This is a genomic window from Pelomonas cellulosilytica (assembly GCF_021353265.1).
Classification (GTDB): domain Bacteria; phylum Pseudomonadota; class Gammaproteobacteria; order Burkholderiales; family Burkholderiaceae_C; genus Pelomonas; species Pelomonas cellulosilytica.
Map to the genome: position 1 here is coordinate 366,943 of NZ_JAJTWU010000004.1, position 19,330 is coordinate 386,272.

17 protein-coding genes and 2 pseudogenes are annotated in these 19,330 nt (G+C 65.2%); 10 read left to right on the forward strand and 9 right to left on the reverse strand.

Translation table 11 applies throughout. The annotated features are described in order from the left end of the window. Positions 1 to 10: 10 nt before the first annotated feature. Entirely contained in the window at positions 11 to 1,276 is a 1,266-nt protein-coding gene (locus LXT13_RS12525) for a hypothetical protein (protein ID WP_233372261.1), read from the reverse strand. A 189-nt stretch (positions 1,277 to 1,465) separates the two neighbouring features. On the opposite strand from LXT13_RS12525, the gene LXT13_RS12530 reads away from it, so the two are divergent. The 5 genes and pseudogenes from LXT13_RS12530 to LXT13_RS12550 all read left to right on the forward strand — a co-directional run bounded on the left by LXT13_RS12530 (position 1,466) and on the right by LXT13_RS12550 (position 7,977). After that, complete coding sequence (locus LXT13_RS12530; protein WP_233372262.1) at positions 1,466 to 2,710, forward strand: IS4 family transposase; 1,245 nt, start codon at positions 1,466 to 1,468, stop codon at positions 2,708 to 2,710. A gap of 413 nt (positions 2,711 to 3,123) precedes the next feature. After that, positions 3,124 to 3,732: pseudogene (locus tag LXT13_RS12535) on the forward strand (IS3 family transposase); the annotation flags it as partial. Between the two features lie 121 nt (positions 3,733 to 3,853). Continuing rightward, the gene (locus LXT13_RS12540; protein WP_233372263.1) at positions 3,854 to 7,345 is read left to right on the forward strand and encodes a patatin-like protein; all 3,492 of its coding nucleotides are present in this window, start codon (positions 3,854 to 3,856) and stop codon (positions 7,343 to 7,345) included. A 165-nt stretch (positions 7,346 to 7,510) separates the two neighbouring features. Beyond that, positions 7,511 to 7,624 (forward strand): annotated as a pseudogene (locus LXT13_RS12545) (transposase domain-containing protein); the annotation flags it as partial. Positions 7,625 to 7,782: 158 nt separating this feature from the next. Next, positions 7,783 to 7,977 (forward strand): transposase, encoded by a 195-nt coding sequence (locus LXT13_RS12550; RefSeq protein WP_233372264.1) that lies wholly within the window; start codon positions 7,783 to 7,785, stop codon positions 7,975 to 7,977. A gap of 127 nt (positions 7,978 to 8,104) precedes the next feature. Here the strand turns inward: LXT13_RS12550 and tnpC (LXT13_RS12555) are convergent, their stop codons facing one another. The 3 genes from tnpC (LXT13_RS12555) to LXT13_RS12565 all read right to left on the reverse strand — a co-directional run bounded on the left by tnpC (LXT13_RS12555) (position 8,105) and on the right by LXT13_RS12565 (position 10,663). Continuing rightward, on the reverse strand, positions 8,105 to 9,796 hold the full coding sequence (gene tnpC, locus LXT13_RS12555; RefSeq protein WP_233372265.1) for an IS66 family transposase: 1,692 nt from the start codon (positions 9,794 to 9,796) through the stop codon (positions 8,105 to 8,107). Positions 9,797 to 9,891: 95 nt separating this feature from the next. Beyond that, on the reverse strand, positions 9,892 to 10,233 hold the full coding sequence (tnpB, locus tag LXT13_RS12560) for an IS66 family insertion sequence element accessory protein TnpB (RefSeq protein ID WP_233372266.1): 342 nt from the start codon (positions 10,231 to 10,233) through the stop codon (positions 9,892 to 9,894). Between the two features lie 7 nt (positions 10,234 to 10,240). Then, positions 10,241 to 10,663: a transposase gene (locus LXT13_RS12565; protein WP_233372267.1), complete on the reverse strand. Its 423-nt coding sequence runs from the start codon at positions 10,661 to 10,663 to the stop codon at positions 10,241 to 10,243. 61 nt (positions 10,664 to 10,724) lie between these two features. Between LXT13_RS12565 and LXT13_RS12570 the strand changes: the two genes are divergently transcribed. The 3 genes from LXT13_RS12570 (at position 10,725) to tnpC (LXT13_RS12580) (ending at position 12,863) form a co-directional block, all read left to right on the forward strand. Further along, positions 10,725 to 10,937 (forward strand): hypothetical protein, encoded by a 213-nt coding sequence (locus LXT13_RS12570; protein ID WP_233372268.1) that lies wholly within the window; start codon positions 10,725 to 10,727, stop codon positions 10,935 to 10,937. After that, the gene (tnpB, locus tag LXT13_RS12575; protein ID WP_255719436.1) at positions 10,934 to 11,266 is read left to right on the forward strand and encodes an IS66 family insertion sequence element accessory protein TnpB; all 333 of its coding nucleotides are present in this window, start codon (positions 10,934 to 10,936) and stop codon (positions 11,264 to 11,266) included. Before LXT13_RS12570 ends, tnpB (LXT13_RS12575) begins: the two co-directional genes overlap by 4 nt. A gap of 103 nt (positions 11,267 to 11,369) precedes the next feature. Next, positions 11,370 to 12,863: an IS66 family transposase gene (gene tnpC, locus LXT13_RS12580; RefSeq protein ID WP_233372390.1), complete on the forward strand. Its 1,494-nt coding sequence runs from the start codon at positions 11,370 to 11,372 to the stop codon at positions 12,861 to 12,863. Between the two features lie 7 nt (positions 12,864 to 12,870). On the opposite strand, the gene LXT13_RS12585 is transcribed toward tnpC (LXT13_RS12580), so the two are convergent. Then, positions 12,871 to 13,314, reverse strand: coding sequence for a hypothetical protein (locus LXT13_RS12585; RefSeq protein ID WP_233372270.1), 444 nt, complete (start codon positions 13,312 to 13,314; stop codon positions 12,871 to 12,873). 189 nt (positions 13,315 to 13,503) lie between these two features. Between LXT13_RS12585 and LXT13_RS12590 the strand changes: the two genes are divergently transcribed. Together LXT13_RS12590 and LXT13_RS12595 are read left to right on the forward strand one after the other, a co-directional pair. After that, positions 13,504 to 14,286: a sulfite exporter TauE/SafE family protein gene (locus tag LXT13_RS12590; RefSeq protein ID WP_233372271.1), complete on the forward strand. Its 783-nt coding sequence runs from the start codon at positions 13,504 to 13,506 to the stop codon at positions 14,284 to 14,286. Positions 14,287 to 14,301: 15 nt separating this feature from the next. Beyond that, positions 14,302 to 14,778 carry a GNAT family N-acetyltransferase gene (locus LXT13_RS12595; protein WP_233372272.1) on the forward strand — a complete coding sequence of 159 codons (477 nt, stop codon included), beginning with the start codon at positions 14,302 to 14,304 and terminating at the stop codon, positions 14,776 to 14,778. A gap of 201 nt (positions 14,779 to 14,979) precedes the next feature. Here the strand turns inward: LXT13_RS12595 and LXT13_RS12600 are convergent, their stop codons facing one another. The 4 genes from LXT13_RS12600 to aceA all read right to left on the reverse strand — a co-directional run bounded on the left by LXT13_RS12600 (position 14,980) and on the right by aceA (position 19,078). Next, entirely contained in the window at positions 14,980 to 15,837 is an 858-nt protein-coding gene (locus LXT13_RS12600; protein WP_233372273.1) for a GNAT family N-acetyltransferase, read from the reverse strand. Further along, positions 15,834 to 16,763: an alpha/beta hydrolase gene (locus LXT13_RS12605; RefSeq protein ID WP_233372274.1), complete on the reverse strand. Its 930-nt coding sequence runs from the start codon at positions 16,761 to 16,763 to the stop codon at positions 15,834 to 15,836. The genes LXT13_RS12600 and LXT13_RS12605 overlap by 4 nt, the downstream gene beginning before the upstream one ends. A gap of 54 nt (positions 16,764 to 16,817) precedes the next feature. After that, a complete protein-coding gene (locus LXT13_RS12610; protein ID WP_233372275.1) occupies positions 16,818 to 17,657 on the reverse strand; it encodes a hypothetical protein in 840 nt (279 codons plus the stop codon). 122 nt (positions 17,658 to 17,779) lie between these two features. Further along, on the reverse strand, positions 17,780 to 19,078 hold the full coding sequence (aceA, locus tag LXT13_RS12615; RefSeq protein ID WP_419964667.1) for an isocitrate lyase: 1,299 nt from the start codon (positions 19,076 to 19,078) through the stop codon (positions 17,780 to 17,782). Positions 19,079 to 19,330: the final 252 nt, after the last annotated feature.

The following is a 19,330-nucleotide window of genomic DNA, read 5'->3' on the forward strand; positions in this document are numbered from 1 at the left end:
CTCTCCGGTACTAGGCTGCCAACGGCAGTGCTTCACGGCGAACGCCGACGATCTCCGATCCGTCGACCTCGAAGAGTAGACGCATCGGCTGACTTTGGGCGAGCATCAACTGGTCCGTCCGAGCTACTGCGTCGCGGCACTCGTCGGTCTTGTCATAGACGAGCTGGTTCGCGCTCGTGGCAGCCCTGCGGACTTCGCCCTTGCGAGCGTCCAAGGTCTCCTGCTTGTTCCACATCGACTTGATGCGCTCAAGGTCTTGCCCCAGCACTGCATCCAGCTGACCAGGCAGGCTGCGGGCGGCTTCAACGTGCGCCAAGATTGCGTCGCGCCTTGCGTTCTTCAGCTGAGGTTCACCGGGATACAGGCATAGGACGTGCCACGCGGCAGCGCGTGTGCGCAAGCACAGCGCGATATCTGACGCAATCCGCTCAAGCCTTTGCATCTTTCGAACGAGGCCTTCAGTCACAGCCTGCGAACCGACGGTGTCGGTGTCTGCCACGCCCTGTCCGACGACCTTTCCGTACTCTGCGTATAGGTGACGGAAAACCTTCGTGAGCTCACCTTCTGAGGCCTCGAGCTGGCCGCGAACAGCGGACGGCAGCTCACCGGCCTGAACTGCCCTCGCGACCGTTGACAGGTAGTCCAAGGTTCCGCTCAGAACACTACGCCGTTCCAACTCCAAGAACTCCGAGACCCCCTTCACTGCGTCGGCCAGCTCCGTGAGCTTCGCATTGATGTCGGCCAAATGCTTTTGGGCGACGATCACGCTCGCAATCTGCCAGACGGCGGCAGCGTTGATCATGTGCTTGAGTTTGTCCGCTTCGAACAGCCGGGCGTGCTCCTTGATTCCTGGCGCCCCAAGAACAAAGCCGCGCATGCCGTTCCCATCAGCAGCCTGAGCCAGGTTGCCGTTGACGACAACCTCCATCAACCTCTTTCCGCTAGCTTCACCAGCGGTAAGAACCGACGGCACCGCCTGAAGTAGAGCCGACAGCCGGCTTATGCCCACGTCGCTGGCATCAACTGGCTCGGCCCGCTGGAAGCGTGTGACGTCGACAAGCATCTCCACGGCAACGACAGGATGGGAAGCGTCGCTGCCGATCACGAGCCTGGCCGGCGCGTCCTCAGTGGCCGCTTCCCTCGCCGACTGCGACCCGATGGTGGCAAGGCCACTAGATGAGGACTGTTCGGACCTCGACGGCTTCCTTCTGAAATACCAGACGGTCAGCCCGACAAGTACAGCGGCGAACAGCGCAAGCGCGATTGGCATAGACATACTCTTCTCCCTTTGTTTTCGATGTTATGTCTGCGCGATGTCCCATTCTCTAAAGCAGGACGTTCCTGACGCCGGCAGCCTTAGGAATACGCCAATAGTTCACTACTTCGGGGACGCGCTAGCCCCCAATACCGTTAATTTAGCGCGATTGCCGTATGATCGCTTCCCGTCTTCCGATGGGAGCCATACATGGCCAGAACCAAGGCGGGATTGGGTGCCGGCGCGAGGCTGGCGGACTTCTTGAACGCCAGCCTGATGGCCCGCGTAGTACCGCCCGAAGTCGTCCACGAGGTGCTCGATGCCCATGGCCGCAACAGCCGGCGCATTCGGGCGTTCCCCGCAGTGGCCGGTGTGTACTACGTGATGGCACTCAGCCTGTACCCGGAGGCGTCGTACGAGGCGGTGTTCTCGGCCGTTTCGCAGGGCCTGGCCTGGGAGGCTGGTGCGCCCCAACCTGCGGGCGTCAGCAAGGTGGCTATCAGCTTGCTGCGCTCGCGCATCGGCGCCCAGCCGTTGGCCGACCTCGTGGAACGGTGCTGCGTGCCGCTGGCCGATCCGGCCGTGCACCCGGCAGGCTTCTACCGTGGCCTGCGGCTCGTCGCGGTCGATGGCAGCACCTTCGAGTTGGCGGACGATCCGGCGATAGAGCAGGAGTTCGGTCGCCCCGGCGGGCGGCAAGGCCAGGCCGGCTACCCGCAGGCGCGTTGCGTGCTGCTGGCCGAGTGCGGCACCCACGCCATCCTGGGCGCCAACCTGGGCCCGTACGGCAGCGGCGAGTGGGCGCTGTGTCAGCCGCTGCTGGCCCGCTTGGGCCCGGGCATGCTGTGCATGGCAGATCGAGGTTTCAACGGCTTCGAACACTGGGAGCAGGCCCGCGCCACTGGCGCGCAGTTGCTCTGGCGCTGCGGCAGCACACGCAATCTGCCGGTGGAGAAGGTGCTGGCCGACGGCAGCTACCTCAGCACCATCCGGCCCACTGGCGTGAGCGCCGCCGAGGCCAAGGTCCGGGCCATCAAGGTGCGGGTGATCGACTACACCCTGCCCAACATGCCCGACAGCCAACCCCACTACCGGCTGATGACCACGCTGCTGGACGACACGGCGGCGCCGCTGCTGGAACTGGCCGAGCTGTACCACCGCCGCTGGGCGATGGAGTCCATCTACGACGAATTGAAGACGCACCTGGTGCAAAACCGCAGAGTGCTGCGCAGCCGAACGCCGGAACTTGTGCGCCAGGAGTTCTTCGGCTGGGTGTTGATGCACTACACCGTGCGTTGGCTGCTGCACCAGGGTGCTGCCCGGCACCGGATACCGCACGAAGACTTGTCCTTTGTCGGACACGTGCAACTCATCCGCCAACAGCAGCCCCTGTCCGGGGCCTTCCCCCCCACAGCGCACGAGGAAGCGAGCGTCGTGGTTCCAGGCGCTGCTTGAGGTGTCGGCCACCTTGCGCGCCAGCCGGACCATCAACCGCAGTTCACCGCGCATGGTCAAGCGCCGGAACTCCCGGCACATGGCGTTTCAGTGGGGCGCACCGCGACGTGTGCCCATCGACTTCACGCCGCAAGCTGCTGCGCCGATGATTGCCGCCCCGCCCGGTCGTACGCGCTTGCGAAGGGCATGGTCAAAGGGGCGGCCGGGTGGATCGTTCATCATCTAAGTTAACGGTATTGCGCTAGCCCCCATCGTCATCCCATCGCCATCCGCCCGCCACAACGCCTGGAGCACGCATCAGCGCTGTGTGGGCTCGTCTGATTTCTGATATTGAGGTAGAGCTTTTTTCACCGAACGCCAGCGATGTTGAATCCGCCGTCGACCAGCAGGCTCTGACCGGTGATGAAGCGAGTGGCATCCGTGCCAGAGGCAAACGCAGGTTTGTCGTGACCACAGACAGCGAGCACGGCCTGCCGCTGGCGCCAAATCTGCTGCAGCGGGACTTCTCCGCCGAGGCGCCGAATCTGAAGTGGACAAGCGACATCACGTACATCGAGACGGCTGAAGGCTGGCTGTATCTGGCGGCGATCCTCGACTTGCACAGTCGCCAGGTCGTGGGCTGGAGCATGCAGCCGCACATGCAAACCAGCCTGATCACGGACGCGCTGCGCATGGCTTGGTTCAGACGGCAACCCGCGCCCGGACTGATCCTGCACAGCGATAGGGGCAGCCAGTATTGCAGTCGAGAATTCCGTGGCCTGCTGAGCGGCTACGGCATGCGCTCGTCGATAAGTCGCAAGGGCGATTGCTGGGACAACGCGCCGACGGAAAGCCTGTGGGGCAGTCTGAAAGTAGGCAGGCTCTATGGAAGAAAATTCGCCACACGACGACAGGCGATGGACGAGGTCATTGCCTGGCTGACGTTCTACAACGACCGGCGACTCCACTCGTCACTGGGCTACGTCAGCCCAATGAAGTTCGAGGAAAGCTGGCTCGCGGCGCAGCTCAAAGACGCCGCGTAACAAGGTTGCTAAGAACTACGGGCAACAGGGGCAAGGTCAGTCCTTGCATAGATCAGCGGCTCAAAGCTAGGCTATGAATATGCCTTATGAGACGAGGCATGGCTAGGGAGGAGAGACATCTATGGCTAAGCCGACCATCCTGCCGGCGGGATACGACGCGGAACTGCGGTTTGGCGTCGTCATGTACGGCGGCGTTTCGCTGGCGATCTACATCTACGGCGTGAGCAATGAAATCTTCGAGCTGGCATGCGCGACGCCGCTCGATGGGCGCCGCTCACCTGGCGACAACGATGCCGTTGATAGCACCCGTGAGGTCTACCGTCGGCTGTCGCTCTTAGCGAGCGACGCACAACTCGTCAGCCGCTACGCAGCGCTGCTTAAGGGGCGGCCGAACCGGTCAGACGACGTTTGGCAGGACGTGAGTCAGAGCTCGGGCGTCGATGCCAGCACCACTCGGTTCGTGGTCGACGTGATTGCGGGCACATCGGCAGGTGGCATCAACGGCATCTTCCTGGCCAAGGCTCTTGCCAAGGCTCAGAGCTTCGATTCACTGGGCAAGCTGTGGGTCGACGAAGGAGACATCGGCGCATTACTCAACGATCGTGAAGCTTGGAACGGCCTGCCAGCAGGCTTGAAACCGCAGGGACCTCCAGCGTCCTTGTTGTCAAGCGATCGGATGTACCTGAAGCTGCTGAGTGCTTTCGGAGAGATGGTGCCGCCACCAGGCAGCGGTGACGGCCAAGCGGGATCCCCATTGATTGAGGAGCTTGACCTCTACGTGACCACCACTGACATCAGCGGGGCGCCTGTTCCTCTGCGGCTGTTTGACAAGGTGGTCTATGAAAGGCGCCACAAGCAGCGCTTTCATTTCAGCTACCCATCCCAGATCAAAGATGCCCTGGGCTCGCCCGCTGTTGGCGACTTCGATTTCTCTCAGGCGAATCATCCTTTCCTGGCGTTCGCAGCGCGTTGCACTTCCTCGTTCCCGTTCGCCTTCGAGCCGATGACGCTCAAGCGCATGCGCGAGATGAGTCCCAATGTCACCGGCGACCAGCTAAAGCTATGGCAAGGCTACTTTGATGGATTGACCGCGCTCGGCGTTGACGGCCGTCCGTTTGGCGATGGTGGCTACCTCGACAACAAGCCGTTCAGCTACGTCGCCGAGGCACTGTCCCAGCGTTTTGGCGACATGCCAGCGCAGCGCAAGTTGATCTACGTCGAGCCAAGTCCGGAGCCGTTGCAGCCCGAAGAAGACGCTCGCCCTCCCGTTCCGAACGCAGTTCAGAACGCACTGTCCGCCCTGCTCAGCATCCCACAGTACGAGACGATCCGCGAGGACCTGAATACCGTCCTCAAGCGAAATCGCCGCATTGATCGCGTGGAGCGCATCGCGCGACTGGCGGAGGAGGATGTTGAACGTCAGAGTGACGGGTTCGCCCGCGTCGCCTTGCCTGACGGCAAGATTCCTGCCTGGAAGGACCTGTCGCTTGACGACATGTTGACCTACTACGGGCCAGGTTTCGCACCGTACCGACGCCTGCGGGTCTATGCGGTCAGCGATTGGATGGCACAACAGCTGGCCTCTGCCTTCGGCGTCGACTGTGAGTCTGACCGCGGTTATGCCCTGCGCGCCGTGGTGCGAGCTTGGCGAGAGAGGCTCTTCACAGACAACCCCCAGCTCGATAGTCCGCAACTCCAGCCCCAGCGCCGCAGTATCAACGCCTTCTTGCAAGAGCACGACCTTGACTATCGGCTCCGCCGCCTGACGTTTCTGATGCGTCGCGTCGACCAGATGACGCGCTTGATCCGTCGACCGGATGACCCTCGCTCAGAGCTCGAAGAACTGCTGGCCAAGAAGCTCGTTCGAGTGTTCGGTCCGCTAGATCCTTTGCAGCCTAAGCGACCCGACGTGCAAGACGCGGTGCTGAAGCAGCTGCGAGAGCTGAAATCCAAGCTGCGCCGAATCTATCGGGACAGCATGGCCACGCGACGGGACTGGACGAACGGTTCTGTCATTCGGCCGTTCGTACGCGCGGACGCCGAGCTTCTACGCGAAATGGAGAACGTGTTGGGCATGCTGCTCGGGCAGCCACCCAGCTCGATGGCTGAGGACCGCCAGGTTCGCGACATGGATGGGAAATGGGTCGACATCCCACAAGACCTGGAGTGGTTGCAGTCAGGGCCCGGCAACTACAGCCTACAAGACAGCGTCATGCATCGCGTGCAGCAGTGGCTGCATCGTTCCATGTCGCAAGGCCAGCGCCCGCTGATGCTTTGGGACGCCCTTTGCAAGGCCTTGGAAGCCACCCGCATTGACGATGGCGCTACGCATAGCGCCAGCTTCAAACCGCTGCTGGCCCAAGTTTGGAATCTCATCGGCCAACCCAAGCTAGAAGTGGTCAGCAAGCCCGCCGCCGAAGGAGCGGCCGGCACATCTCACGAAGCTGGATTGCACGTTGTTCGCGACAAGAAGCTTGTAGCGGGCAGTCTTGAGGCCGAGCTCTCCCACTGCCTAAGACTGCTTCTTGGCGAATGGTTCCTGAACTTCGATTCCTTCGACCAGACCCGATACACGCTCTATTTCGACACCGGGACCGGCGAACCGGCCAATGTCGACGTGATACGAGTTAGCCCAGAAGACGCGACCACCTTGCGCGCGTATCGCGCGGACCAATCCAAGCTCGCAGGAACGAGCTTGGCCCACTTCGGCGCATTCTTGGACGAGACTTGGCGTCGGAACGACATCATGTGGGGCCGCTTGGACGGCGCAGAGCGTCTGATTCAGTCGATCCTGCCGGCTGATAGTGCAGATGCTCAAGTGGTGCGGGAAGAGCTCATCCGACTAGCGCACGGGCACATCCTGACCCAGACCTTGAAGAGCAATGCCTCGGTTGAACTCACAGCTTGGCTGGCTACGGCGCTCAAACAGGTTGGCGGCATCACCGCACAGGACAAGCTGAACCGTCTGCTGGCAGAGCTGAAGGTGAAGCCAGGCGCCGCTCGCGACCGTCTCGCCGCAGCACTGGCTGGCCTGCTTGATCCAGACCAGCTGCGCTTATATGCCAGCACACAGCCGACGTTCGACCCGCAGCCACCCATGGATCGCACGCTCCACAACGCGGCACGAGCTGTGACTGTCACCGGCCGCGTGCTGGAGGGTGTCAGCTTGTCGGACGCACCGTCTGTCGTGCCAGCGGCCCGTTGGGCGGCTCGGCTGGGCATGGTCCTGCAGGGCGCGATGGTCGTGGCCGTACCTGGAACGCTTGGCCAGCGCTTGTTCGGACATCTCTTGCCCATGGTCTACGGGTTCGAGCTGCTGTTGCTCGCAATCGCCTTACTCTTTGGTGAGTCTGGCCTACGCTTCGCCGCGCTCAGCGCCCTTGGAGTGACGGTCCTTTTTCATCTGGTGACGCTACTGCTACGCGATGCGGCGCGTAAGGGCCACACGGGGAAAGTAGTCGCTGGCGTGCTTCTAGCGCTGGCGCTGCTACTACCTGCAGCCTTTGGAGTGCTCGTGTTTTCAGAGCAAGGCAGTGCCGCTGTATGTGGGCCCTCCTCTTCCGCTAGCCAACCCAAGGGAGCCGTTGGCAAAGTTTGTGGCATGTTGCGATGACACCTGCGCCGAAGATCAAACCTGAGCACATCGACTGGACGACGCGGAGGTCTCAATGCTCGCCGAGCGCCGCCGCAACAGGCAGCGAGGACGTTTTTCACGGCCGTCCCTAGCTTGCAGTCTTTTCAAGCGCAGACTGGTACCTTGCAAGGTCCGGAACTCCGAGCGCGGCTGAACGGGCACGACCCCTACGCCTATCTCAAGGATGTCCTGGAGCGCCTGCCCACGCACTCCGCCAGTCGCATCGACGAGTTGCTGCCGCATCGTTGGGCGAGGTAGACGTCCTTCAGGGCACTTCACAATCTTGGTCCATGACGACCATCATTGCTGAGAGCCCGCAACGCATCCTGAGCGCCGTATCCGTCCGGCCAACTCACCTTGAACGGCGCGTGGCCGGCAGACACGATGGTGCCCACCAAACAAGTTAGGTGGACACCATGTCTGACGCCAAGCCGGCCCGCCGCCGGCGTCACGATTCAGAGCTGAAGCGGCAAGTCATCGCTGCATGCGCAGCCCCAGGCGCGTCCGTGGCCCAAGTGGCGATGAGCTACGGCCTCAACGCCAATCTCGTTCACAAGTGGCGGCGCCTGGCTGCTGACGACGGAGAGGTTCGCAGCGCACCCGCCTTGTGAGCGTCTGGTTGAGCCACATTGACCGCGGCGTCAAGCCTTGGAGGATGTCTGCCCCCCAGGTCGCAGGACCGCAGGACCGCAGGACAGTCCCGGCGGCCTGACGTCGTCGATGGGGCCGCGCGCGACCTCAGCTCGGTTGCCAGCGATGCGGCAACAGCTCGTCGATGCGGTGGGCCGGATGGCTGTGGATACGCCCAAGCACGTCGCGCAAGTAGGCCCAGGGATCGAGCTTGTGGAGCTTGGCTGACTGAACCAAGCTCTGGACCACGGCCGCGCGCTGTCCGGCGAGTTCGCTGCCTAAGAACAACCAGTTCTTCGAGCCCACTTTCCAGGGCTTGATCTGCCGCTCGATGAGGTTGTTGTCCATCGGCACGCGCGCATCACCCAGATGCAGCGTCAGCTCGCTCCAGTGGTTGAGGCTGTAGTCGATGGCTTGCGCGATGGCGCTGCCGTCGAGCACACGGCCCCGCTCAAGCTGCAGCCACGCCTGCATCTCTTCCCACAACGGCTGGCTCAGCCGCTGGCGCCCCTCCAGGCGCGCCTCGGGGCTGAGCTCCACGAGCTGACTCTCGACGTGGTAGATCCTCGCCCAGCGCTGTAGCGCCTCCTGCGCCACGGGGCTGGCACCAGCATTGCGCTGCGCGAGCTCCTCGAACTTGCGTCGGGCATGCGCGGCGCACCCGGCCGCCCGGCGTCCAGGGTGGTTCATGGGGTCGAGCACAGGCCCGTATCCCGAGTACTGGTCGCACACCAGCGTGCCCTTCCACGCGGGCTCGGCATAAGGCGGGGAGCGCCCGCCCAGGAAGTCCCGCGGGAACTGCGCCCCGCGGCCGGTGCAGAACTCGTAGATCACCCCAGGCGGCCCCTCCAGCACGCTGCGGGCATAGGCCCAGATGTAGCCCTTCTTGGTCTTGCCCGAGCCCGGATCGAGCAGTGGGACCGGCGTCTCATCGGCATGCAGCACGGCCGCGCCGAGCACGAAGCGCTTGTGCGCCTCGTACAGCGGCTGCAGCGCCGCGCCGCCCGCCCCAGCCCACGCCGCCAGCGTCGAGCGCGGCGTGTGCACCCCTGAGCGCGCATTGATGGCCTCCTGCCGGTAGTACGGCAGGTGGTCGGCGAAGCGGCTGATCAGCGTGTGCGCCACCAGCCCGCTGGCCGGGATGCCGCCATCGATCACGTCGGGTTCGGCCGGCTCCTGAGTCAAGGTCTGGCAGCACCGGCACGCCCACTTGCCGTAGATGTGGCGGTGCACGAAGAACTGCGCGGGGATGATGTCCAGCTTCTCGCTGATGTCCTCGCCCACGCGCTGCATCGGCGCGCCGCACCCCGCGTTGGGGCAGGCGGTGTCGGCCGGCTCATGGCGGTGCTCCACGCGCTGCAGATGCTCGGGCAGCGCCTGGCGGCGCGGCCGCCGCAGCGGATCCTTGGGAACCGCCGGCGTGGCGGGCAGCTTGCCCTGTAGCGCCGCCAGCTTCGCGCGCAAGTCGGCCTCGTCCTCCGCGAGCGTCTCGGCGAACAGCGCGCGCTGCTGCGCCGTCATCGCCTCGCTCTTGGCGTCGAACTGCCAGCGCTTGAGCCGGGCCACTTCGAGCTTGATCTTCTCCAGCTGGGTATCGCGCCAGGCGATCTCTTTTTGCTTGCGCTCGATCTCGGCGTCCCGGCGTCGGATCTCGTCGTCCCGGCGTTCGATCTCGGCGCCCCGCTGGTCGATCTCGTGGGCCTGGCGCTCGATGTACTGGCGCATCTGCGCCAGTGCCGCTTGCACCGGCGCCGGCAGCGCTCGCTCGTCGATATCGGGCATGTCGCTCAGACCCAGCATGTCCGGCATCTTGCCGCCTGCGCCACGCCCTCACCATTGGCGCAAGCACCGTTGCGATCATCGACACGATCACGGTCACGACTGCGACGTCGAGCTCACGCACGACGGATCACCCCCAGCTCGGGCAGCCGCTGCCATGGCAGCCCCACCACCAGCGCCTCGAACTGCGGCGCCGTCAGCTGCAGCGGCGCCGCGCCGGCCGTGGCTGTGCTCGCCCACACGAAGCGCCCGGCGTGCAGTCGCCGCGTCGCGCACCACACCCCGAAGCCGTCGTGCACCACGAGCTTCAGCCGCGTGGCCCGCGCATTGGCGAACAGGTAACCGTGATGGGCTGTAGCGCCGCCCACCGTGTTCACCACCGTCGCCAGCAGCCGCTCGGCGCCGGCGCGCATGTCCTGCGGCTGCGTGCACAGCCACAGCGCATCGATGCGGATCATGGTCGGCTCATCCCTGCAGCAGCACGCCGGCCCACTCACGCAACCAGCCCGCGCAGCCGCTCGCTTGGGATGCCGGCCATCGCACGGCCAGACTCGCTGCGCCGCGGCGCAGTTCGACCTCGATGTGCGCCGCTTCGGTCGTGGGCGCAGGGCCTGGGACCACGCCCGCGTCATCGCCGCGGCTCGTGTCAGCCAGTTCCACCGGCACGAAGCGCATCGCCGGCAACGACGCTGGCGCGGCAGCGCCCAGCGACATCGCCGGCCGGCCTGCGCCGGACTGCGTCAGGCCCTCGCGCTTCAGGCCTCGGCCCGCCAGCCACTTGCGCACCAGGTTCGCGTTCAGTCCGTTGGTCATCGCCACCGCAGCGATCGACGCGCCGGGCTGCGCGCACTGCGCCAGGACCTTCGCCTTGAACTCCGCCGAATGCACGCGCCTCGCGCCTGGCCGACTATTGGGATGCATAGGTGTCCACCAAAATCAGGTGGACGCCATGTTCACGCGATCGCTATCAGCGCGAAAGGTGGTGTCCCTGGACGCTCACCCCGCCTTCGTCCCCGTGTCGGTCGTCGCGGAAGTCCCGCCATCTGATCCGCCGCAATCCATCGAACTGGAGCTGCAGCGCGGCCTGGTCCACGTCCGCGTGCGCTGGCCGATGAGTGGCGCTACGGCCTGTGCCGCTTGGCTGCGCGAGATGCTGCGTTGATCCGGGTCGACGCGCTGTGGCTGGCGGTTGAGCCTCTGGACATGCGAGCCGGCACCGAGGCCGCCCTGCGCCGCGTTGTCGCCGTCTTCGGTGCTGCCCGGCCCCACCACGCCTACCTGTTCGTCAATCGCCGGGCCAACCGGATGAAGGTGCTCGTGCACGACGGCATCGGCGTGTGGCTGGCAGCTCGCCGCCTCAACGCGGGCCGCTTCGTCTGGCCCCGCGACGTGACCGGCACGCTGAGCCTGAGCCGCACTCAGTTCGACGCCCTGGTGCTCGGCCTGCCCTGGCAGCACGTCGGCGAGGCCGGCGTCATCACGCTGCTGTAGCTCCGCGTCCATTGCGGCATCTGCCGATGGGCGGCGAGGTGCACGGCGGGCAGCATCACCACTCGTGATTGCCGACGACCTCGACTCGCTCGATGCCCATCAACTGCGCGATGCCCTTCGGGCCGCACGCGCCGATGCCGCGTTCAAGCAGGCCGTCATCGAGAAGCTCACGCACGAGAACGCCATCCTCAAGCGGCTGAAGTTCGCAGCGCAGAGCGAGAGGTTCAGCGCTGAGCAGAAGAGCCTGCTGGACGAGACGCTGGACAGCGACCTGGCGGCCGTGGCCGCCGAGATTGAGGCGCTGCAGCCAGGTCGCGCCGCTGGTGATCGGCAACAACCCCGCCGCGAGAAGCTGCCGCCGCATCTGCCGCGCCGCGACGTGTGCCACGAGCCGGAGAACACCACCTGTGGCTGCGGCCAAGCCATGCAGCGCATCGGCGAAGACGTCGCCGAGAAGCTCGACTACCAGCCCGGCGTCTTCACGGTTGAGCGCCATATCCGCGGCAAGTGGGTGTGCAAGTGCTGCGAGCGGATCGTGCAAGCGCCAGTCGCCCCGCACATCATCGACAAGGGTTTGCCGACGACCGGCCTGCTGGCCCAGGTGCTGATCGCCAAGTACCTGGACCACCTCCCGCTGTACCGGCAGGAGGCGATCTTCGAGCGTGCCGGCCACGTCATCGCTCGCTCCACACTTGCGCAGTGGGTCGGCGAGTGCGGCGTGCAGCTGCAGCCGCTTGTGGACGCGTTGGCTGCGGAACTGCTGCGCCAGCCCGTTCTGCATGCCGACGAGACGCCGGTGGCCATGCTCAAGCCCGGCAACGGCAAGACACACCGCGCCTACCTATGGAGCTACTGCACCACGCAGTTCAGCCCGCTGCAGGCCGTCGTCTTCGACTTCGCCGACAGCCGTGGCGGCCAGCACGCACGCGACTTCCTCGGGCTGCCCGGGACGCCAAGCAAGCCGGCTTGGCAAGGCAAGCTCGTCTGTGACGACTTCGCAGGCTACAAGGCTTGCTTCGAGCTGGGCGTGACTGAAGTCGGCTGCATGGCGCACGCGCGGCGCAAGTTCCATGAGCTCTGGGCCAACCACGGCAGTCAGGTCGGCGAGCAGGCGCTGAAGTTCTTCGGCCAACTCTACGAGGTGGAGCGAGCTGCGGCCAACGCCGACAGCCAAGCCAGGCTTGAAGCCCGCCGAGCAGCCCGGCCGCTGGCCGATGCAATGAACCAGTGGCTGCGGCAGCAGCGCCAGCGCGTGCCGGATGGCTCAGCCACCGCCAGGGCCATCGACTACAGCCTCAAGCGCTGGGCGGCGCTGACCCGCTACCTCGATGACGGCGACCTGCCCATCGACAACAACTGGGTGGAGAACCGCATCCGACCCATTGCGCTGGGGCGGCAGAACTGGCTCTTCGCCGGCAGCTTGCGTGCGGGCAAGAGAGCCGCGGCAGTGATGAGCCTCATCCAATCGGCCAAGCTCAACGGGCTTGATCCGTATGCGTATCTGCGCGATGTGCTGGATCGGCTGCCTACGAAGCCGGCCAGTCGAATCGGCGATTTGCTGCCCCACACGTGGCATCCGAACAGCTCATGGCGTTGACGGTGCTCTAAGGCGCCGTTCGGCATACCGGGTACGAGTCCGCGTAAGGCTTACCAAAACAGCTCGCCAAGTTCTTCAGGACGTTTAGATTGGTTTGGTTTTCTGGATGCTTTTCGGCTGCAGCGCGCTGCGCCTCCAACTGCGTGTCAAATGCTGCGCGGTCGTTCCGCAGGAACGCAATTGTTGCGAGCGCATAGGTGTTCCAGCTGAAGCTGGATTTCTGCTCCAGTTCTGGTGGATTCAGTGACAGTAGTGCCGACTCGGCTGCTGCCGACGCGTCGCCACTCATCGCTAGTGCCTGCGCCAGATGCCAACGGACGGCACGCGCCTCGTACGCCTGCTTGTCTGCGTAACGCTTGAGCAGTCGGGCCGACTCCAACCAGCAGTTGCCAAGCTTACGAAACCCGTTCGGAGACTGATCGAACTCGCGGTACGGCATCTGAATAGCCACCGGTGCTACTTCTTTGAGCAGTGCCTCGCATGAGGCCGCCTCACCGGATTGGGAGAAGCATGGTGCGCTCGCCATGCAAATCGCAGCTATTCCGACTCGTGGCAACACGCGCATGAAGTCCTCCCTATCCGATTAGGAGATTGAGTCTGCCAGACTTCTTTGCATAGCCGTGAGATGCGTCGGGACGTAATGCCCGGACGCATACTGAGCGCCTCCCTTGCCGGCGCTGCCGTCGGCATCCTGGGCGGGCTCATCGGGCTGGGCGGTGCCGAGTTCCGTCTGCCCATCCTCATTGGCCTGTTCGGCTTCGTCGCGCTTCACGCGGTCATCCTGAACAAGGCCATGAGCCTCATCGTGGTCACCAGCGCCTTGTTCTTCCGCATGGGCACCGTACCGGCGCACGAGATTGCGGCGAACTGGCCCAGCATCGTCAACCTGCTGGCCGGCAGTCTGGTCGGCGCATGGCTGGGTGCGGGATGGGCAACCAAGCTGAGCAACCGGCGGCTCTACCAGGTCATCAGCATCATGCTGCTCGCCATCGCGGTGGTGCTGGTGTTCGCGCATGGCGTCCACTCGGATGGCGCGTTGCTGCATGGCCCGGCTCAGGTTGTGGCCGGGCTGGTGGCTGGCTTCGTCATTGGCGTCGTCGCTGCAGTGATGGGCGTGGCGGGCGGCGAGCTCCTCATCCCCACCCTCATCCTTCTCTTCGGCGCTGACATCAAGCTCGCTGGAAGCCTGTCGGTGGCCATCAGCCTACCGACGATGGTGGTCGGCTTCATCCGCTTCAGTCGGGACATCGCCTTCGAGGTGCTGCACCACAACCGTCGCTTCGTACTCGCCATGGCCGTCGGCTCAGTCGTCGGCGCAGCGGTTGGTGGACAACTGCTTGGCGTGGTTCCGGACGGCGTACTGCTGCCCGCGCTGGCCGCCATCCTCGTCATCTCGGCGGTCAAGGTCTGGCGACACAAGTAGTAGCGAGAACGGGACATGCAACAAGCGTGGGACATGCGGTCAGTCGCCGCCGCTGACGCCGAGCAGATTGCTGCACATGGGCACTACGCGATGCCCAATGTCGAGCGACAGGCTGGATACGCGGCGTGGGTTGGGACGCGCATTGAGTCGGGCATCTACATCGGTTGGTTTGCGGTCATCCAGGGCGGCGTCGTAGGCGGCGCAGGCGCAGTTCTTCTCGACTGGGGTCCAACTAGGGCCAATCCAAGTGGCCGAATGGCGCGCATCGTCAATGTGTTCACCGACGATTCATGGCGCCGCCAGGGCATCGCGCGTTCGCTCGTAAACCGGGTCCTCGCCCAATGCGAAGCCCTCGGAGTCCGCGAGTTCAACTTGGGCGCCACAGCAGACGCACGACCGCTATATGCATCGCTTGGGTTCGAGAGCTACCCGGCTGAAATGCGTCGTCGTACAGCCGGCCGTAACCTAGAGGCCGATGCGACGGTGCGCTGACCTGTCAAGGTGACATCGCCGGCCGCTTACCCCCCGGCGCCCTACAAGTGCTTGCAGGCGATAGCTCAAGACAACCTTCTTAGAGTTGCTAGCGCACCAAGGCTCCGTGGCTCAAGGCAATTTAGGAGTCTTGCTTCCGCCGGCCGGAGCTCCCTGGGGGACTAGCTCAAGACAGTTTTCAGCGGAACCAGACCGAGGCTGTCAGAGCGCGCGGACCATCTCCACATGCCGGATGCCGGCTTCGTCGAACGGCTCACCCCGGCGCTGGAAGCCGGCACGCAGGTAGAAGCTCTCGGCGGACAGCTGCGCATGCAGCAGCACCTCTCGGTAGCCCTGGCGGCGGGTCTCGGCCATCAAGGCGTCCAGCACCTGGCGGCCGATGCCGGTGTCGCGCATCGCGCGCAACACGGCCATGCGGCCGATCTTGGCGACGCCCGGCACATGCTCCAGCCACCGGCCGGTGGCCAGTGGCTTGCCGAAGCGATTGCGCGCGAGCGCGTGCTGGCAGCCGGCGTCGGCACTGTCCCATTCCATGTCGGCGGGGATGTGCTGCTCCTCGATGAACACTTGGCGCCGGATCGCCGTAGCCGGCTCGCCCAGTTCAGCCCAGGCGCCCAGGGCCACGTCGACGACCGGCCGGCCGGCCTCGAAGTCCTGGATGAGGCTGCGCAGCACGTCGGGCAGGTGCAGCGGCGTCTGCGTGGCGGGGTCGGCGAAGGCGTAGATCAGCTCCGCCTGCACGAGCATCTTGTCGCCGTGGAAGACCGCGGCGTCCATCATCATGGAGCTGTTGCCGAACTCCCGGCAGCGGATGCCCACGTCCAGCCGGTCGTCATGGCGGGCCTGGCCGCGGTAGTCCAGCAGGGAGCGGCGCATGAAGAAGTCGCCCCCCAGGCTGCGCATCGTCTCGGCATAGGGCACAGCCAGCGCCCGCCAATAGCCGCTGAGCGCGGCATCGACATAGCCGAGGTAATGGCCGTTGAAGACGATGCCCTGGGCATCGATCTCGGCCCCGCGCACGCGCAGGGGTTCCAGGTGGCGGAAGTCGGTGCGTTTCATGGCTGCAGATGCTTCTTCATGACGACGGCGCAGGCATTGAGCGCCGTCAAAGCTTCGGGAATGTGGCGGCCCATCTTGATGAAATCGTGCGTCACGCCGCGAAAAAGCTCCAGTTCCACCGCCACGCCGGCGGCGCGCAGCATGTCGGCATAGGCCAACCCCTCGTCGACCAGCGGGTCGCATTCAGCCAGCACGACGCAGGCAGGCGCCAGGCCGGCGTGGTCGTCAGCCTCCAGCGGCGCGAAGCGCCAATCATGGCGCAGGCTGCGGTCGATGTAGTGGCCGAAGAACCAGTCGATGCCGGCGGCATCGAGCAGAAAGCCGTTGGCGAACAGCCGGTGCGACGCGGTATCGGCCCCGCTGGCCGTGCCGGGCGTGATGAGCAGCTGCAGCGCGAGCGGCAGTCCGCGGTCGCGGGCGAAGAAGGCGCAGCTCGCAGCCAGCGTGCCGCCGGCACTGTCGCCGCCGACCGCCAACCGATCGCCGTCCAGCCCGAGCGACGCCGCGTGGTCGTGCAGCCAGGCCAGCGCGGCCCAGGCATCGTCGACGGCGGCCGGAAAGCGGTGCTCGGGTGCCAGCCGGTAGTCCAGCGCGACGACCGCGGCGCCGCTGCGCAGGCTGAGCTGGCGGCACAGGCTGTCATGCGTCTCCAGGTCGCCGATCGTGAAGCCGCCACCGTGCAGGTAGAGCAGCACGGGCAGTCGTGCATCGCTGGGCGCGTAGAGCCGCGCGGGCCGGCCGGCCACCTGCAGATCCTGCACCCGCGGCAGCGGTGCGCGCGGCAGGTCGAGGATCTCGGCACCCATGCGGTAGGCGATGCGCGCCTCGCGGGGCGTCAACGTGTGAAAGGCCGGCCGGTTGGCACGGTGGATGCGGTCGAGGACGCCCGCCATGCGGGGCGTCAGCAACGAGGTGGGAGGCGTCATGACCGGCGCATTGTCGACGGCCTGCCGGGACCAGTGCCGGTCGCGGGCGGCAGCTCAGTCGCCACCGCCGCCGCAGCTGGAGCCGCAGCTCGAACCGCCGCTGCAGCCGCCGTCGCTGCTTGCGTCACAGCCGCCATCGCCGCTGCCGGCTTCGCCGGTGCTGGCGGAGAAGTCCCCGTCGACGCTGCCGCTGTCACCTTCCCGGCGGGCCCGCAGCGCCTGGTACTCGGCGTGGCTCAGCAGGCCCAGCGCGACGAGGCTGCCGCCGCCGGCGGCGGCATGAACGACGGCGCTGCCGCCGGCGCGACCGAAGCCGTCGATCTGCCGGTGCACGAGCTGCCCGGCCTCATGCCGGTAGGCCCAGCCGGTCGGCAACCCCAGCAGGCCATCGAGCGCGAACAGCAGCGGCAGCCGCGGCCCCAGCGGGCTCACCCCTTCGCTGCGGCAGGCGCCTACCCACGTACGCGCCAGCGCCTCGTCGAGCGGTACCCCGAGCCCCTGCGCCTCCCGATGGTCGACGACGCGGCCGAAGCAGCGCTGCTGCCAGGCCGCGAGCCCCTGCGGGTCCAGCGCCAGCCAGACATGCCAGACCGAATCGGCGGCCTTGCTCGGGAGCGCGCATGCTCCGGGTTGAAGACGGCAGGCCTCGAAGAACTGCGCCAGGCCCAGCGTGCAGCGCAGCCAGGTGTCGCCGTCGAGACGCAGGCCGGGAAACTCATCGCCGCCGTGATGGGCCCAGGCGGCGCGCACCGCCTCGGGAATCTGCATCGCGGCCAGAGTGGCCGACCGGCAGCGCCTGCGCAGCGCCTCGCGCCGCGCCGGCTCCCGCCGCCGGGCCCACCAGGCGCCCAGCCGCGCGGCAGCGTTGAACTTTGTTGTTGTTGTGTTGTTCATGGCAGCCAGTGTTTGACAAAAACATGACGGCACCGTGACACCTCGCTGCCGCGAAAAAAAGGCTCGCCAGCGGCGAGCCCAAAAGTCAGGAGTTGAAGCTGACTCTGATCAACGGGGATGCGTCAACCGTGCTTGGCGTCGAAGAACTGTTCGTCCTCCGTGGAGCCCTTCAGCGCCGCGGTGGAGGCCTGGGCTTCGATGGTGGTGGTGACGGCGTCGAAGTAGCCCGTGCCGACCTCGCGCTGGTGCTTGACGGCGGTGAAGCCCTTCTCCGCGGCGGCGAACTCGGCCTCCTGCAGCTCCACGAAGGCGCTCATCTGGTTGCGCGCGTAGCCGTGGGCCAGGTTGAACATCGAGTAGTTCAGGCTGTGGAAGCCGGCCAGCGTGATGAACTGGAACTTGTAGCCCATTGCGCCCAGCTCGCGCTGGAAGCGGGCGATCGTCGCGTCGTCCAGGTTCTTTTTCCAGTTGAAGCTGGGCGAGCAGTTGTAGGCCAGCAGCTTGCCCGGGAACTTGGCGTGGATGGCCTCGGCAAAGGCCTTGGCGTAGGCCAGGTCGGGCTTGCCGGTCTCGCACCAGATCAGGTCGGCATAAGGCGCGTAGGCCAGGCCGCGGCTCACGGCCTGATCCAGCCCGTTGCGGGTGCGGTAGAAGCCTTCGACGGTGCGCTCGCCGGTGCAGAAGGGCTTATCGTTGTCGTCGATATCGCTGGTGACGAGGTCGCCGGCTTCGGCGTCGGTACGGGCCACGAGCACTGTGGGCACACCCATCGTGTCGGCTGCCAGGCGCGCAGCGACGAGCTTGGCGACGGCTTCACGCGTGGGCACCAGCACCTTTCCGCCCATGTGGCCGCATTTCTTGGCGCTCGCGAGCTGGTCTTCGAAGTGCACGCCCGAGGCCCCGGCCTCGATCATGGCCTTCATCAACTCGAAGGCATTCAGCACGCCGCCGAAGCCGGCTTCGGCATCGGCCACGATGGGAGCAAAGTAGTCGATGTCGTCCTTGCCTTCGCTCCATTGGATCTCGTCCGCGCGCTTGAACGTCGCGTTGATCTTGCGGACGACCTTGGGCACGGAGTCCACCGAGTACAGCGACTGGTCGGGGTACATCTCGCCGTTGCTGTTGGCGTCGCCCGCCACCTGCCAGCCCGACAGATAGATGGCCTTCAGCCCGGCCTTGACCTGCTGCATGGCCTGGTTGCCGGTCAGCGCACCGAGGGCATTGACGAAGGGCTCGGTGTTGACGAGCGCCCACAGCTTCTCGGCACCGCGCTGCGCCAGCGTGTGCTCGATGGTGACGGAACCGCGCAGCCGAACGACGTCGGCGGCGCTGTAGCCGCGCTGGATACCTTTCCAGCGCGGGTTCTCGGCCCAGTCCTTTTCGAGGGCGGCGGCTTGTTGGTCACGGGTCAGGCGGGTCATGGCAACTCCTTGAAGAACATCAACGGCAGATGGAACAAGCGTAGTCTTCACAGCCCGCTTTGCGGCTATCAAAGTCTTATAGAAGACACAAAATCTTATTCATTAAAATCAACAAGTTAACTTGCAACTTCCAAATAATGAAATCACATTCACCATAATGAGAAAAATTGCGGCGACGCAGCATGGGTGCATTTCACAAGATAAAAAGTGACTTTCGAATGGCGAGAACTGGCTGGGGACAATGACGTTTTG